This is a genomic window from Halorarum halophilum (genome assembly GCF_013401515.1).
GTDB classification, from domain to species: Archaea; Halobacteriota; Halobacteria; order Halobacteriales; family Haloferacaceae; genus Halorarum; species Halorarum halophilum.
Genome location: NZ_CP058529.1, coordinates 576925 through 590718, shown reverse-complemented (window position 1 = coordinate 590718; position 13794 = coordinate 576925). Strand labels below are relative to the sequence as shown.

Here is a 13794-nt window from a genome sequence, read left to right as displayed (position 1 = left end):
CGGTCAGCCACACAAAAAGGATTCCGTAACGGGCAGCGACTTGTGTGAACTCGTCCAGCGGTCGACTGGGTGGTCGCTCAGGCCGTCTGCTCCGCGAGGAGCGCCTCGATGGCCTCCCAGGACAGGTCGGCGCGCGCACCAACGGCGCCGGAGGCGACGGCGCCACAGGCGTTCGCCACGGCGAGCGCACGCTCGTAGCCCGCCCCGTCCGCCCGCGCCGCGAGGAAGCCCGACGCGAACGCGTCGCCCGCACCGGTCGTGTCGAGCGGGTCGATGTGGAACCCCTCGTGGGTGTACGAGCGGCCGTCGACCCGAATCTCCGCGCCGTCGGCACCCCTGGTGACGACGAGGCGCGCACCCTCCCTGAGCGCGTCCATTCCGGCGCCCTCCACCAGCGCGGCGGCCTCGAGTTCGTTGAGGAAGACGAGGTCTGCGAGGGGGAGCGTCGTCGAGAAGTCGCGGTCCGCGAACCGCCGACCGGGGGAGAAACTGACCCTGGCGCCGGCCTCACGCCCCCGTCGGGCGAGCGCCGCCGCCACCGCGGGGGGCTGGTTCGTGAGGTGAAGCAGGTCCACGTCGAGCGCCTCGGAGGGCAGGTCCTCCGCGACGAACGCCTCGTTCTCGCCCCGGTTGGACAGCATCATCACCTCGCCGTCCCCGTCGACCACGAGGTACTTTACGGCCGTCTCGCCGTCTGATTCGACGAGGTGGGTCTCCACCCCGGCCTCAGCGAGTTCGCGTCGCGCGAACCGCCCGGACTCGTCGCTTCCGACGGAGCCGAACAGCGACGCGTCGTGGTTCAGTCGCTCGAGGTTGACCGCCACGTTCGCCGCGCTGCCGCCGCCGGCCTGGTGCTGTTCCTCGATCGTCACCTCGCCGTCGGGCGCCGGGAGGTTGTCCACCCGAAGGGTCACGTCCCAGTTGACGTGGCCCGCACAGAGCGCCTGCATCTACCGCGGCTCCGTCCGCTCGTCGACGCGCGGCTCGGCGGCTTCACCCGCTCCATCGGTCGACTCCGGCTCCTCCCACGGTCGGGTCGCGGACTCGCCGAACAGTTCGCGCATCAGCGTGACGACGCTCTCGGGCGGGAACTGCCCGCTCTCGGTGACGATGGCGTCGAGGTAGCGCGGCGGCGTCACGTCGAACGCCGGGTTCTCGACCGTCAGGTCGCCCAGTTCCGCGCGCTCGTCCGCCGAGATCACCTCCTCCTCCTCGCGCATCTCGATCTCGACGGTGTGGCCGGTGAGGGTGTCCGGGTGGAGCTTGATGGTCTGTGCGGCGACCATGATGGGCACGCCGCGCTCGCGGGCGTTCACGGCCAGCCCGGAGGTGCCGATCTTGTTGATGACGCTGCCGTCGGCGGCGATGGCGTCGGCGCCGACGAGCACGTGGTCGGTCTCGTCGAGGTACCGACGGGCGGCGGAGTCGACGATGAGCACCACCGGGACGCCCATCTTCCGGAGCTCGGTCGCGGTGATGTGCCCCTGCCGCCGGGGTCGGGTCTCCTTCACGATGGCCGAGATCTCCTTGCCCTGCTCGACCGCGGCCCGCACGCACGACAGCGCGTCCGTCGAGTGGCAGTGGGTCATGATCGTGTCGCCGTCGCGGAGCCGGTTCGCGCCGATCCGGCCGAGTTCGTCCTGTGCGGTCTCGAGCCGCCGCGAGAAGTCGGCCGCCGCGGTCGTGACGGACGACCGGAGTTGCCCGACCGTGTCGCCCTCCATCCGCCCGAGGACGTACCGGAGCGAGTTCGGCAGCGACACGGCCGTCGGGCGGGTGTCGTACAGCCGTCGCCCGGCGGCGCGCATCGTCGCGCGGAACTCCTCGGGGTCGGCGGCGTCGACGGCGCGCGCCTGCTCCGCGAGGGCGACTGCCGCGGCGTCGGCGATGGTCGCGGCGCCGCGGGTCTCCATCGTCGCGATGGCCTCCGCCGTCTCCTCGACCGACTCGCTGAGGTCGGTGTCGGCGGTCGTGGTCATGTCCCTCGACTTGGGTGTGGGCGCTCTTGAGTCATGGGGTCCCAGATCGTTCGGGGATTCTCTAACACCGAGTCGTGGGACTGGAATACCGGGGCGACCTCGAGAACGGAAACGGAAGGAGGAGGGACCGGTCAGTCGTCCGCGGTAGGGGCGCCACTCGTCGTCGCCGGGACCTCTACCTCGCCCGCGTCGAGTTCGGCCTCCAGTTCGCGCGCCGCCTGCACCATGTTCGCCATCTTGCCGTAGGCGATCTCTCGCGGGAGGAGCTTCAGCCCGCAGTCGGGCGAGACGGTGAGCTTCTCCGGCGGGACGACCTTCAGGCCCTCCCGGATGTTCGCCTTGATCTCCTCGACCGGTTCGACCTCGGCGACGTGGGCGTCGACGACGCCGAGCGCGAGGTCCGGCGCGAACTCGCCGTCCGCGAACACCTCGATCTGTTCGTAGTCGCCGTTGCACAGCTCGACGTCGAACTCGTCGATCGGGTAGTCGTTGATCTCGGGGTACACCCGCGAGTAGTCGCCGTAGCAGACGTGGAGCCCGATCCGGATGTCCTCGGGGACCCCCGCGACGATGCGGTCGAGACACTCGCCGACGATGGCGTGGTCGTCTGGCGTCGTCGCCAGCGCGGGCTCGTCGATCTGGATGTAGCGCGCGCCTGCCTCGACCAGCTTCTCGATCTCCTCGTTCACGAGGTCAGCCAGGTCGTACGAGAGCGCCTCGCTGTCGTCGTACGCCTCGTTGAACGACCAGTTCGCCAGCGTGTACGGCCCCGTGATCGGCACCTTCACCGGGCGGGACGCGACGGCGTCGGTGAACTCGAACTCGTCGACCAGCCACGGCTCCGCGTACGCAACGTCGTCGACGACCGACGGCTTGTCGAAGTAGTTGTGGCCCCACACCTTCACGGGGCCATTGAACTCGTAGCCGTCGATGCGCTCGGCGAAGAACTCCACCATCTCCTCGCGGCGCATCTCCCCGTCCACGACGGTGTCGAGGCCCGCGCGCTCGTGCTCGTGGGTGATGACCCGACACGCGTCGTCGTGGGCCTCCGCGAGATCGTCGGCGTCGAACTTCGAGTCCGGGTCCTCGCTGAGATCGCCGGCGCGGTTCAGCCACTTCGGCTTCGGGTACGAGCCGACGACCGTGGTGAGCAGGAAGTGGTCGGTCGGGTGTCCCTCGGGCCGGAACTGCTCGCGGTTGGCGGGGTTTCGGCTCACGCCTCCACCCCCTCGGTCGCGGCCAGGCGAGCGGCCTCCGCGATCGCCGAGAGCTTCTCCACGTGCTTGCTCGTCGGCAGGTAGAACGGCTCGGTGTTGTAGCTCACGTACGTCGTGTCGAACTCCTGGCCGGGGACCTGCTCGCGGACCCAGTTCACGCGTTCGGCGATCGTCCCCGGTTCCTCGACGAGCGTGTTCTGCCCGTCGACGAGGCCGAGGGCGACGTCCCCCTTCGTGCCGTACTCGTTGATGCACTCGAGGTTCGCCTCCCGGTCCGCGGCGACGAAGTCGAAGCCGAGCGCGTCGACGTCGGCGTCCATGAGGTGGGCGTACGGCTTCTCCGCGAACGCCTCCCAGTACGTGTGGACGACCACGTCGGCGTCCGTCGCTCCCGCGACGGCGTCGATCGCCTCGCTCGCTCGCTCGTCGAGGTCGTCGTCGGGCGCGTTCGTCACGAAGGAGGGTTCGAGGAGGAACAGCGTCGCGTGCGCGGGGAACGCCTCGACCTCCCCGGCGAGGAACTCCGAGACGGCGGCGAGGAACTCCGCCTCGTCGCCGTAGTACTCGTCGGACGCGAGGTCGGCGAGGGTGTAGGGGCCGGGGAGGACCGCCTGGAGTCGGTCGTCGGCGTCGCTGCCGAGCAGTCCGCTCGCGGCCTCGAGTTCGGCGGCGACGTCGCCGGAGAACGTCAGTTCCCCCGTCACCCGGGGGTCGCGGTAGAAGTTGTTGTTGTCGTAGTACCGGACGATGCCACCCGTCTCCACGTTCTCGTGGACGGTCAGCGGGTGGGCCAGCATGTCGTCCCAGCGGGCCTGCCCCTCGACGAAGCGGTCGAGGCCGGCGTCCGTCTGGTCGTCCACGACCTCGTTCCGAACGCGGTCGTACGCCCTGGCGATCTCCCCGCCCTCGCCGCCGGAGACGAGATCGCCCTTCTGGTGGCCTTTCAGGTCGGAGAGGTCCTCCTTCGCCCAGTCGGGGAGCGGGAACAGCCCCGGTGTGGTCGCGACTACGTCAGTCATCGTCAGACGGTTCGAAATGCCGAGGCATAATACTTGCTAAAGCAAAAAATGCACTTCAGTTATCCAACGACAGCGCGAGCACCGATAGCGTCTCGTACGGGAACGACTCCTCCACCACGGTCTCCGCGCGGAACCCGCAGTCGACGGCGTGTTCGACGACCTCGCCGAAGCCGGTCAGCGAGGAGACGAGCAGCAGGACGGTCCCCGACGGGGCGAGCACGCGACCGACGTCCTCGAGGAACGGTTCGATGAGTTCGCGACCGGACTCGCCGCCCGAGAGGGCCGCCTCCTGCCAGTCGCCCCACTCGGCGTCCGGGTCGGTCGGTAGGTACGGCGGGTTGAACAGCACGGTGTCGAACGCGCGGTCGCGGAACGGGTCGACGAGGCTCGCGCGAACGGCCTCGACGCCGCGCTCCCGCGCGCGTCGGCAGGCGTGCGGGTTCACGTCGCTGCCGAGGACGCGCGAGACTCCCTCGACCTCCGCAGTCCGCTCCGCGACCCAGCCGGACCCGGTGCCGACCTCGAGGACGACGCCGCGTGCTCGTTCGGCGGCCGCCTCCGCGAGCAGCCCGGAGTCCTCGGCCGGCGCGTACACCGGGTCGTCCAGCCCGCGACGCGCGGCGAGCGCGTCCCGCGTTCCGTCGTCCTCGCCGGAACCGTCGGCCTCATTCGGCATCGCCGGCCCCCGTCCCTGCCCCTCGATCGCGCGCAGAGTTAGACTCCGTCTCCGGAGGCGCGCCGTTGTCGGCAACCGCCTCGGTGACGTCGACGGCCGGTCGCCCGCCGCGGGCCGACAGTTCGCGCTGCGGGAACGGGATGGTCACGCCGGCGTCGTCGAACGCCGACTTCAGCGCCGCGATGACGTTGGTGCGTGCCTTCCACATCTTCCGCGCGCTCGGGTTGTCGATGTAGAAGCGGAGCCGGAGCACCACCGCGGAGTCGCCGAACTCGGGAAGGACGACCTGGGGGTTCGGCTTCTCGAGCACGTGTTCCCGGTCGGCCATGACGCCCTCCGCGATGTCGATCGCCTCCTCCAGGTCGGCGTCGTAGTCGACGCCGACGTCGACGTTGATCCGGAGCCGCCCCTTGCGCGACCGGTTCAGGATCTCCTGGCTCGTCACCGTGTCGTTGGGGACCATCAGGAACTCGTCGTTGTACGTCCGGAGCTGGGTGTTCACGATGTTGATGTCGGTGACGATGCCCTCGTGCTCGCCGATCCTGACCCAGTCGCCCAGTTCGAACGGCCGCGAGAACAGCACGACGAACCCGGCGAGGACCGCCCCCAGCGTCTGCCGGGCCGCGAGGCCGAGCACGATGCCGGCGAACCCCGCGCCAACGAGGAGGCCGCCGATGTTCACCTTCCACAGGCTCAGGGCGACGAGGACCGCGACGATGAAGATGGTGACCTGGACGACGTGGTGTGCGATCTGACGCTGGTGCTGGGAGAGCGCGCCGCGTCGTTTTCCGATGCGCTTGACGGAGCGCTTCGTCACCCGGGTGAGCGAGTACGCCCCGGCGAGGATGACGGCAGTGAACATCAGCTTCGCGATGTCCCGCTCCTCGATGTCGAGCACGTCGATAAGGAACAGGACGACGGCCCCGCCGCGCCACACGACGACGAAGAAGATTCCGACGAGCGCCGTGAGGACGGCCATCGTCCCGGCCTGCGCCGCCTCGACGAGCGTGTCGTTGTACCGCTCCTTCAGCGGATCGCCCGACGCCCGGATGAGTTCCCCGACGAGCAACAGGCCGACGACGACCATGAGCGTCCCGACGAGTTGCGCCTCGACGGTCGGGAACAGCTCGTGCAGCGGTTCGGTCACCTCCGGGGGGAACAACGGCGTGCTGCCGGTCGTCTCGTTTCCAGTGGGGAACGCGGTCGGCGTCTGGGTCCCGTTCTGTGCTCCCGCCGCCCCGGTCACTGTCCTTCACCGACGTCGCTCTCCCGGAGCGCGGTCCCCGCGAGCGCGGCGAACGCGGCGGGCGGGAGCTCCCCCGGTCGCTTCGCGAGCGTCCCCTCGTCGACCGCCTCGACCACCGCGTCGGGGTCGGCGAGCCCGGAGATGTGGGCCGTGTTCCGGATCGCGTTCCGGACCGTCTTGCGCCGCTGGGTGAACAGCGCCTTCACGAACCGGAGGAAGAACTCCTCGTCCGCGACCTCGTACTCCGGGTCGCGGGGCGTACACCTCACGAGCGCGCTCTCCACGCGAGGCTGCGGGTCGAACGCCTCACGCGGCACCGTCTCGACCAGTTCCACATCGGCGTAGTGTCCGGCGCTCACCGAGAGCCTGCCGTACTCCTCGGTTCCGGGGTCGGCCACCATCCGCTCGGCGAACTCGAGCTGGAACATGAGCACGAGCGGTCGCTTCTCGGGGAGCAGCCGGAACGCGATCTCCGAGGAGACGCCGTACGGGAGGTTCGACACGCAGGCGGTGAACTCGGGGAGCTCCACGTCGAGCGCGTCGCCCTCGAGGACGTCCAGGCGGCCCGCGGCGACCTCCTCGTCGAACTCCTCGCGGAGGAAGGCGGCGAGGTCGGGGTCCCGCTCGACGACCGTCACGTGCTCGCCGCTGGCGAGAAGCCTGTCGGTGAGCGCCCCGGTGCCCCCGCCGATCTCGAGCAGGTGCGAGCGGTCGGCGTCCGGCGGGAGGTAGCCCGGCACCCTGTCCAGCACGCGATCGTCGACGAGGAAGTGCTGGTCGCGGTCCGGATTCCCCCTCACACCGGCACGCCGGCGGAGACGGTCCGGGTCCCGGGGTGGGGACTCGGACTCGTACTCGGTCATCGAACCGGCGTTTGGGGTGGCCCGCCGTAAATCCGTCTATCCCGGTGGGCGTCGTCCGGTGGGCGTCGTCGGCCGACCTCAGCCGTCCTCGTCGTTCCGGCCGACGAACGTCTTGTACTTCAGGTCCTCGTCGCGGAGTTCCTCCATGATGCGCTCGGCGAGCACCTCGCGCGGGCGGTGGAGCCCGGAGACGCGCTCCTCCACGTCGTCGAACGACTCGAACGGACCGCGCTTGCGCTCCTCGAGGATGTTGTTCCTGAGCTTCTTCCCGATACCCGGGAGGAGGTTCAGCTGGTGGAGTCGGAGGGTGATGGGACCCGCGTCGTTGTAGAAGTCCACGAACCGTCGCTCGTCGCGCTCGATGAGCTCCTCGACCGCGTACTCGAGCTCGCCCTGTGCGTTCCGGGTGAGGTCGTCGAACCCGATCTCGCTGATGCGGTCGACGACCTCGTTGGGTTCGGGTCCGACGGCGATCCTGTCGCCGATAGCGAGGTCGGCCTCGTCCGCGAGGCGGAACTCGTACAGGCGGAAGTCGTCCTCGCCGAGCGCGTAGGCGAGCGCCGGTTTCTGGTGGGGCGGTCTGTTGTCGGACGGGTCTCCGTTCGGCAGGTAGTCCAGCAGTACCGCCATCCGCTGCCGCTCGGCCGAGCCGGGTGCGTCCTCGGCTTCGGTGGCGTCCGCCTCGGCCGAGGTGTCGTCCAGTGACGGCTCGTCATCGGTCATACATCCGGATACACCGGGCAGGTGCATAAAAGGTGGTCGCGGGGGACCCGCCGTCAGGCGTACTTCGCGACGACGTTCAGGATCTCGTCGAGTTCGTCGCCGTCGAGGGCGTACCGTTCCTGCGCGTAGATGGCCCGCAGCTCCGTGCGGTCGCGCGGCAGCAGATCGGCGATCTTGTAGGCGGTCGCCTCGTTCACCTTCTCCAGTTCCTGGAGGTCCTGGACGAGCTCGACCGACTCCTCGGCGTCGAGCACCGCGAACCGGTTCACGTGCTCGATGGCCCGAGCTAGCTCGTAGCGGAGTTCGCGGTCCTCGTCGGCCGCGCGCTCCGCCTCGACGTCGGCGAGCAGCTCCTTCGCCTCGGAGACGGTGAGGTACTCCTCGTCGAGCTTTTCCTTGAATATCGTCATTGGCTACTCGTTCTTCTGGGCGCGGAGGTGTGCGGGCTTGGCGATGATCGTCTTGGTGACGCCGCCGTCGGTGATCTCTACCTTGTACGCGGCGCCCTGCTCGCCGATGACGCTTCCCGTCCGGCCGTTGAACCGCGGGTGGAAGCGCCCGTCGGGAACCGACGGGTCGAGCGCGAGGTGGACGGTCTGGCCGTCGTCGAACTCGGCGATCGCGCGTTGGGGCGGGGAGGTCCCCCGGTCCCGCGGGTCGTTCGAGAGCTTGCCACGCGTGCCGTGGAGTGGTCCGTTGGAGCTCGGCATAATCGTACGAGGTGTTTCCGCGGGTTCACTTATAAATGGTGCGTTCTCCCGTCGTCGCGCCCGTGACTGGAACACGGCGAGTCGAGATACCGAGTTCCCCTCACCGAACGACCCGCTTCAGGTCCGTCTCACCGGCCCGGCGGACGACCGCGCGGACCGGATCGCGGACCCCGGCGAGGTTGTCCGAGTCGCCGTCGAGGACGAGCAGTTTCGCCGGTCGACCCTCCTCGACGAGCCCGCAGTCGAGGCCGGCCAGTTCGGCGCCGTTGACCGTCGCCATCCGCAGGACATCGACGGCTGTCACGTCAGTGAGCTTCGAGGCGAACTCCATCTCCCGGAACATCGACGGGGAGTTCAGCATCACGTTGTCCGTTCCGAGCGCGACGGTGGTCCGCTCGACCAGTTCTCGAAGGGGGGCGACGCCGACGTTCGTGACGAGGTTCGACCGAGGGCAGACGACCACGGGAACGTCGGCGTCGGCCAGTCGGTCGAGGTGGACGGGGTCCGGGTGGACCATGTGGACGAGGAAGTCCGGGTCGAGGTCCATCGCCGGGTTCACGTCGTCGGCGTCGCGCTCGCCGGCGTGGATGCCGAACAGCTTCCCCGCGCGCCTGGTCGCGTTGCGTGCGGTGTCGAAGTCGCCGTCACGAGCCCCGCTGGCCCCGTAACCGTCGGACTCGGGGTGCTCCATGGCGTCCACGGAGCCGCGACCGAGGACGACGCTCTCGATCGGGACGCCCTCGCCCGCGTCGCGGATGGCCTCCACGCCGGCGACGTCCCCCTCGCGGAACTCGATGTGTGCGACCGTGCCCGACTCGGCCATGAACTCGAGGCTCCGCCGCATCGCGGCGACCGTCTCCTCGCGGCTCGCCTCCCGGAGGAGCCGGTGTTTCAGTCCGTCAGGGGGGGCGACGAGTTCGTCCAGCGAGAGGCCCCGGCCGGCCTCCTTCGCGATGGAGTCACCGATGTGGGTGTGGGCGTTGACGAACGCGGGCGCGACGATGTCGGTCGACCCGGTGGACGTCTCCTCGACGGCGGTGATGACGCCGTCCTCGACGACGACGCGTCCCTCCACGGGGTCGAAGTCGCGGCCGACGAGCACCGTGCCCTCGAACGTGACCGGTCCGCTCATCGCGCACCCCCGTCGAACTCGTCGAGCGTCGCGGTCACGCCCGGCGTCACGTCGGCGACGAGCGCGCCATCGATGTCGAGCCCCAGTCGCTCGGCGGCAGCCCTTCCCACCCGGCCGGTCGCGTCCGCGACGGTGTAGACGCCGAGGCGCCACTGCTCGCGCTGGGACGTGCGGAGGGCCGTGACGAGCGGCGACTGGTCCTCCAGCCGACGGACCTCGCCGTTGACGAGGACCTCGGAGGTCGACTCGGTCATCCCGGGTTCGGCCGGTACGTCGACGATGACCTCGTTCGCATCGAGTTCACAGCTCTCGGCGACGTCGGCCTCGACGTCCCGGAGTTCGGCGGGGTCCGCCGAGCGAACCGACTCCGGGACGTCGTGGTACTCCGCCCATACGGCTCGCTTGTAGAGGTCCCGTGAGTCGTAGCGCCGAGCGAACTCGGCGGTGCCGTCGTTCATCCGGAGCGCGGTGACGAGGTCGTAGTCGTCCATCCGACGGACGACGTCGGCGTCGATGTCGGGCGCGTCCAGCAGGCGCTCGGTCGCGCGCCGGAGCATCGCCTTGCTGATACGCGCGACGTGGTGGGTGTAGACGGTCGGATTCATCAGCGCCCGAGCGACGAGGAGCGATTCGGCGGTCTGGACGTTGCCCTCGTCGAGCACGAGTTCGCCGCCGACGAAGGTCAGCTCCCTGACCAGCCGTTCGTGGTCGATGGTGCCATACGGAACGCCGGTGTGGTGGGCGTCCCGCACCAAGTAGTCCATCCGGTCCACGTCCAGTTCACCCGACACCAGCTGACCGTACTTGCCCTCGCCGGCGATGAGCCCGGCGACGCGGTCGGGGTCGAGCCCGTGGTCCGCGAGCACGTCCGCGACCGCTGTGTCGGCGATGAGCTCCTCGACGTCGTCGTGGTACAGCCCGGTGTGTCGGTGGAGCAGTTCCTCGACGTTGTGGCTGAACGGGGCGTGGCCGATGTCGTGGAGCATCGCGGCGGCGCGGATGCGCTCGGCCTGGACGCCCTCGATGGAGAGGTGTTCGAGCGCCCGGGAGGCGAGGTGGTAGACGCCGAGGCTGTGCTCGAACCGCGTGTGGTTCGCCGACGGGTAGACCAGCTTCACGGTGCCGAGCTGGGCGATGCGACGGAGTCGCTGGACCTGGGGCGTGTCCAGCAGGTCCGCGGCGACGCCCTCGACCTGGATGTGGTCGTGGACGGAGTCCTTGATCGTCGTCACGCGGGGACCCTCCGATGGGAACGGGTCGTCGGAGCCGCGACGAATCGGATCATACCCCGCGTTTGGCCGGCATCGGATAAAAACAGTTGCCGATTCGACGGTGCAGGTGGGACCGAACGCCCTCGATTCCCGGTAACCGTCGGTCGGATCCGAGTCCAAGGGAAGTCGTTAGTGCGAGAGGACCGCTCAGGGGTGCTACGAACCGATCAGCTCCATCGGGACTGAACGTTCCACGCCACGCCGACGAAACCGAGTATCACACTGAACATGGCCACCCCACGCCTGATATCCGTGAGTGCGTCCTCGCACATCACGATGACCGATGGATCGTCGTCGTACTCGTCGTGACACGCACGAACCTCTTGTTCGTTCCGGATTCCAATAGTCGCTCCCGTGACGAGTAACCCGATGAAGAAAACCACCAGAACGTTACAAGGGACGACCGGTTCTGTCATAGAACTAAACGTCGTCTCGGATACAAGTGCTTTCCGTGCGGTAGCTCCGGATACGCTCGTCTGCACTGTCGGCGCCCGTCAACTACCGGAGGTGGTGAGCAGTCCTGTCGGCGGCCGCAGCGGAGGGAAAACGCAGCCGTCACGGCGGTCGCACCGGCGGTCGGGTAGTCGTGAACGCCTGTTCGATCCAATCAAGTACCGTCCAGAACCTACCCACTTAGACAAAGACCTTAACTCGGGGAGGGCCAATCGATGTGCTGGAAGCTCCTGAACCTCTCCGTAACATGAATATTGACATTCTACTCGTCGAGGACAATCCTGGTGACGTTCGACTCATCCAGGAAGCCTTCAAAACGGTGGACCGCAGCACCTCGATCCACGCTGTGACCACCAGTCGGGAGGCGCTCGACTTCCTCTCCGAGCGCGCGGCGACGGAGCCGCCCACACTGCCGGACGTCCTCCTCCTGGACCTGAACCTTCCCGGGAGTAACGGGTTTACGGTGCTCGAGGAGGTCCGCGAGAACCAGGAACTCGCTCATCTCCCCGTTCTCATCCTCACCAGCTCCACGGTCGAGAAGGACGTCCAGCGGAGCTACAAGCTCCGTGCGAACGCGTACCTGCGGAAACCGGACAACCCCGACCAGTACGAGGCGTTAGCGCAGCGAGTCGTCGACTTCTGGTTCTACGAGAACGTACTTCCGCACAAGCAGTAACGCCCTCTATTCCGCGCCAATCTCGCACGTTCGGTTCCGAGCGATTCTCGCTTCTTCAATGGCCGAGACGGTGCGTGCTGAAACGGCCAGTCTCTTCGAGGTCGGTAGGTTCCGATGAGTGACGACGCCGATTCGGAAGCCGTCACGGGGCGACCGCGCGGACGCCGAGGACCGCCTCCGTCGCGGCCGCGACCTCGTCGACGTGTTCCTCGGGCGCGTAGACGCCCATCCGCCAGCCGGCGCGCTGGGCCGCTCGGAGTCCCGAGACGAGTTCGGAGGCGTCCTCCAGCCGCTGGGGGACGCCGTTGACGACGACGCGGCTGGCGGCCTCGGTGAACGTCGGCCGGCCGGGCACGTCGACGAGGACGTCGCGGTCGTCGACGCCGGCGACGTCCGCGATGTCGCGCTCGGCGGCTCGTTCGCCCGCATGGTCGAGTTCCACCACGTCCGCCGGGACGTCCCCGAGTTCCGCCCACACCGCCCGCTTGTACAGGTCGCGGTACTCGATGCGCCGGCCGAGTTCGGGGACGTCCTCCCGGAGCGCGACGAGCAGGTCGTGGTCCGCCATCCGGCGGAACGTCCCGACGTCGATGCCGGAGGCGATGAGCCGCTCCGAGGCGCGCTCCAGCATCGCGCCGGCGATGCGCGAGACGTGGTGACGGTACACCGTCGCGTCCATGAGCGCCCTGGCGAGCAGCAGCGACTCGGCGGTCCGGACGTTCCCCTCCTCGAGCACGAGTCGTCCGTCGCTGTATCTGAGTTCGCGGACCAGCCGTTCGTGGTCGATGGTGCCGTAGGGGACGCCGGTGTGGTGGGCGTCCCGCACCAGGTAGTCCATCCGATCCACGTCCAGTTCACCCGAGACGAGTTGGCCGAGTTCCCCCTCGCCGCGGACGAGCGCAGCGACACGATCGGGGTCGAGGTCGTGGAACTCGAGGACGTCGGCCGCGTCGGTCCGGCCGAGCAGGTCGCCGACCTCGTCGTGATGCTGGCCGGTGTGTCGCTCGATCACCGTCTCGGTCTGGTGACCGTACGGTCCGTGGCCGACGTCGTGGAGGAGCGCGGCGGCCCGGACGTGCCTGGCCCGGTCGCCCTCGATCCCCAGCGAGTCCAGCGCCCGGGAGGCGAGATGGTAGACGCCGAGGCTGTGCTCGAACCGTGTGTGGGATGCCGACGGGTAGACGAGCCGGACGGTGGAGAGCTGCTTGATGTGCCGGAGCCGCTGGACGGCGTCGGTGTCCAGCAGGTCGGCGGCGGCGGGGTCGAGGGTGATGTAGTCGTGGACGCTGTCCTTGATGGCCTTCATCGGTCGCTACGCGGAGGTGGAGGTGTCGCCGTGAAATACTATCGGTGCGACGGGATCGGGACGCCCGCCTCCTCGTAGGCGGTCCCGAGGATGACCATCGTCTGCGAGCGGTCGAACCCGTCCATCCCCGCGATCTGTCCGAACATCAGCTCCCGGAGGTCGTCGGTGTTCTCGGCGTACACCCGCATCATCACGTCCCACTCCCCGGTCGTCAGGTGGATCTCCCGGACGCCGTCCACCTCGCGCAACCGGGCGAGCGCCTCGTCCTCGTGTCCCTGCTGGACCCGAAGTCCGACGAGCGCCGAGACCCCGTATCCCACGGATCCGGGGTCGATCTCGGCGTGGTACCCCCGGATGACCCCGGCCTCCTCCAGGCGCGAGACGCGGTCGTGGACCGTCGCGCTGGACATGTCGATGCGCCGCGCCACCTCGCTGAACGGCGTGCGCGCGTCCTCCTGCAGGATGCGGAGGATGGCACGGTCCGTGTCGTCGAGTTCCATACCGAACCTCCGACTGGCCGGTA

General features: G+C 68.7%; 16 protein-coding genes. 1 reads left to right on the top strand and 15 read right to left on the bottom strand.

Annotated features, from left to right (window positions below):
• Positions 1-77 precede the first annotated feature (77 nt).
• The 13 genes from HUG10_RS03095 to HUG10_RS03035 all read right to left on the bottom strand — a co-directional run bounded on the left by HUG10_RS03095 (position 78) and on the right by HUG10_RS03035 (position 11252).
• Positions 78-950 carry a carbohydrate kinase family protein gene (locus tag HUG10_RS03095; protein WP_179168159.1) on the bottom strand — a complete coding sequence of 291 codons (873 nt, stop codon included), beginning with the start codon at positions 948-950 and terminating at the stop codon, positions 78-80.
• Entirely contained in the window at positions 951-1979 is a 1029-nt protein-coding gene (locus tag HUG10_RS03090; RefSeq protein WP_179168158.1) for a ribose 1,5-bisphosphate isomerase, read from the bottom strand.
• Positions 1980-2110: 131 nt separating this feature from the next.
• Positions 2111-3196, bottom strand: coding sequence for a methionine synthase (locus tag HUG10_RS03085; protein WP_179168157.1), 1086 nt, complete (start codon positions 3194-3196; stop codon positions 2111-2113).
• Positions 3193-4215, bottom strand: coding sequence for a 5-methyltetrahydropteroyltriglutamate--homocysteine methyltransferase (locus HUG10_RS03080; RefSeq protein ID WP_179168156.1), 1023 nt, complete (start codon positions 4213-4215; stop codon positions 3193-3195). Before HUG10_RS03080 ends, HUG10_RS03085 begins: the two co-directional genes overlap by 4 nt.
• A gap of 55 nt (positions 4216-4270) precedes the next feature.
• A complete protein-coding gene (locus HUG10_RS03075; RefSeq protein WP_179168155.1) occupies positions 4271-4891 on the bottom strand; it encodes a HemK2/MTQ2 family protein methyltransferase in 621 nt (206 codons plus the stop codon).
• Positions 4881-6137 (bottom strand): mechanosensitive ion channel family protein, encoded by a 1257-nt coding sequence (locus HUG10_RS03070; protein ID WP_179168154.1) that lies wholly within the window; start codon positions 6135-6137, stop codon positions 4881-4883. The genes HUG10_RS03075 and HUG10_RS03070 overlap by 11 nt, the downstream gene beginning before the upstream one ends.
• Positions 6134-7000, bottom strand: coding sequence for a 16S ribosomal RNA methyltransferase A (locus HUG10_RS03065; RefSeq protein ID WP_179168153.1), 867 nt, complete (start codon positions 6998-7000; stop codon positions 6134-6136). The genes HUG10_RS03070 and HUG10_RS03065 overlap by 4 nt, the downstream gene beginning before the upstream one ends.
• A gap of 78 nt (positions 7001-7078) precedes the next feature.
• On the bottom strand, positions 7079-7723 hold the full coding sequence (locus HUG10_RS03060; protein WP_179168152.1) for a DUF655 domain-containing protein: 645 nt from the start codon (positions 7721-7723) through the stop codon (positions 7079-7081).
• Between the two features lie 53 nt (positions 7724-7776).
• Complete coding sequence (locus tag HUG10_RS03055) at positions 7777-8133, bottom strand: RNA polymerase Rpb4 family protein (RefSeq protein WP_179168151.1); 357 nt, start codon at positions 8131-8133, stop codon at positions 7777-7779.
• Positions 8134-8136: 3 nt separating this feature from the next.
• Positions 8137-8433, bottom strand: coding sequence for a 50S ribosomal protein L21e (locus tag HUG10_RS03050; protein WP_179168150.1), 297 nt, complete (start codon positions 8431-8433; stop codon positions 8137-8139).
• 100 nt (positions 8434-8533) lie between these two features.
• Positions 8534-9565 carry an amidohydrolase family protein gene (locus HUG10_RS03045; RefSeq protein ID WP_179168149.1) on the bottom strand — a complete coding sequence of 344 codons (1032 nt, stop codon included), beginning with the start codon at positions 9563-9565 and terminating at the stop codon, positions 8534-8536.
• Entirely contained in the window at positions 9562-10797 is a 1236-nt protein-coding gene (locus tag HUG10_RS03040; RefSeq protein ID WP_179168148.1) for an HD domain-containing protein, read from the bottom strand. Before HUG10_RS03040 ends, HUG10_RS03045 begins: the two co-directional genes overlap by 4 nt.
• Before the next feature lie 206 nt (positions 10798-11003).
• Positions 11004-11252, bottom strand: coding sequence for a hypothetical protein (locus HUG10_RS03035; protein WP_179168147.1), 249 nt, complete (start codon positions 11250-11252; stop codon positions 11004-11006).
• A gap of 284 nt (positions 11253-11536) precedes the next feature.
• Between HUG10_RS03035 and HUG10_RS03030 the strand changes: the two genes are divergently transcribed.
• Positions 11537-11965, top strand: a complete 429-nt coding sequence (locus HUG10_RS03030; protein ID WP_179168146.1) for a response regulator — start codon at positions 11537-11539, stop codon at positions 11963-11965.
• 142 nt (positions 11966-12107) lie between these two features.
• Here the strand turns inward: HUG10_RS03030 and HUG10_RS03025 are convergent, their stop codons facing one another.
• The gene (locus HUG10_RS03025) at positions 12108-13271 is read right to left on the bottom strand and encodes an HD domain-containing protein (RefSeq protein ID WP_179168145.1); all 1164 of its coding nucleotides are present in this window, start codon (positions 13269-13271) and stop codon (positions 12108-12110) included.
• 38 nt (positions 13272-13309) lie between these two features.
• The gene (locus HUG10_RS03020) at positions 13310-13771 is read right to left on the bottom strand and encodes an Lrp/AsnC family transcriptional regulator (protein ID WP_179168144.1); all 462 of its coding nucleotides are present in this window, start codon (positions 13769-13771) and stop codon (positions 13310-13312) included.
• Positions 13772-13794: the final 23 nt, after the last annotated feature.

Coding starts and splice junctions, on each gene's coding strand:
- HUG10_RS03050 (WP_179168150.1), bottom strand. CDS start 8,433: ATGCCGAGCTCCAACGGACCACTCCACGGCACGCGTGGCAAGCTCTCG.
- HUG10_RS03055 (WP_179168151.1), bottom strand. CDS start 8,133: ATGACGATATTCAAGGAAAAGCTCGACGAGGAGTACCTCACCGTCTCC.
- HUG10_RS03020 (WP_179168144.1), bottom strand. CDS start 13,771: ATGGAACTCGACGACACGGACCGTGCCATCCTCCGCATCCTGCAGGAG.
- HUG10_RS03075 (WP_179168155.1), bottom strand. CDS start 4,891: ATGCCGAATGAGGCCGACGGTTCCGGCGAGGACGACGGAACGCGGGAC.
- HUG10_RS03095 (WP_179168159.1), bottom strand. CDS start 950: ATGCAGGCGCTCTGTGCGGGCCACGTCAACTGGGACGTGACCCTTCGG.
- HUG10_RS03025 (WP_179168145.1), bottom strand. CDS start 13,271: ATGAAGGCCATCAAGGACAGCGTCCACGACTACATCACCCTCGACCCC.
- HUG10_RS03060 (WP_179168152.1), bottom strand. CDS start 7,723: ATGACCGATGACGAGCCGTCACTGGACGACACCTCGGCCGAGGCGGAC.
- HUG10_RS03045 (WP_179168149.1), bottom strand. CDS start 9,565: ATGAGCGGACCGGTCACGTTCGAGGGCACGGTGCTCGTCGGCCGCGAC.
- HUG10_RS03035 (WP_179168147.1), bottom strand. CDS start 11,252: ATGACAGAACCGGTCGTCCCTTGTAACGTTCTGGTGGTTTTCTTCATC.
- HUG10_RS03090 (WP_179168158.1), bottom strand. CDS start 1,979: ATGACCACGACCGCCGACACCGACCTCAGCGAGTCGGTCGAGGAGACG.
- HUG10_RS03065 (WP_179168153.1), bottom strand. CDS start 7,000: ATGACCGAGTACGAGTCCGAGTCCCCACCCCGGGACCCGGACCGTCTC.
- HUG10_RS03030 (WP_179168146.1), top strand. CDS start 11,537: ATGAATATTGACATTCTACTCGTCGAGGACAATCCTGGTGACGTTCGA.
- HUG10_RS03080 (WP_179168156.1), bottom strand. CDS start 4,215: ATGACTGACGTAGTCGCGACCACACCGGGGCTGTTCCCGCTCCCCGAC.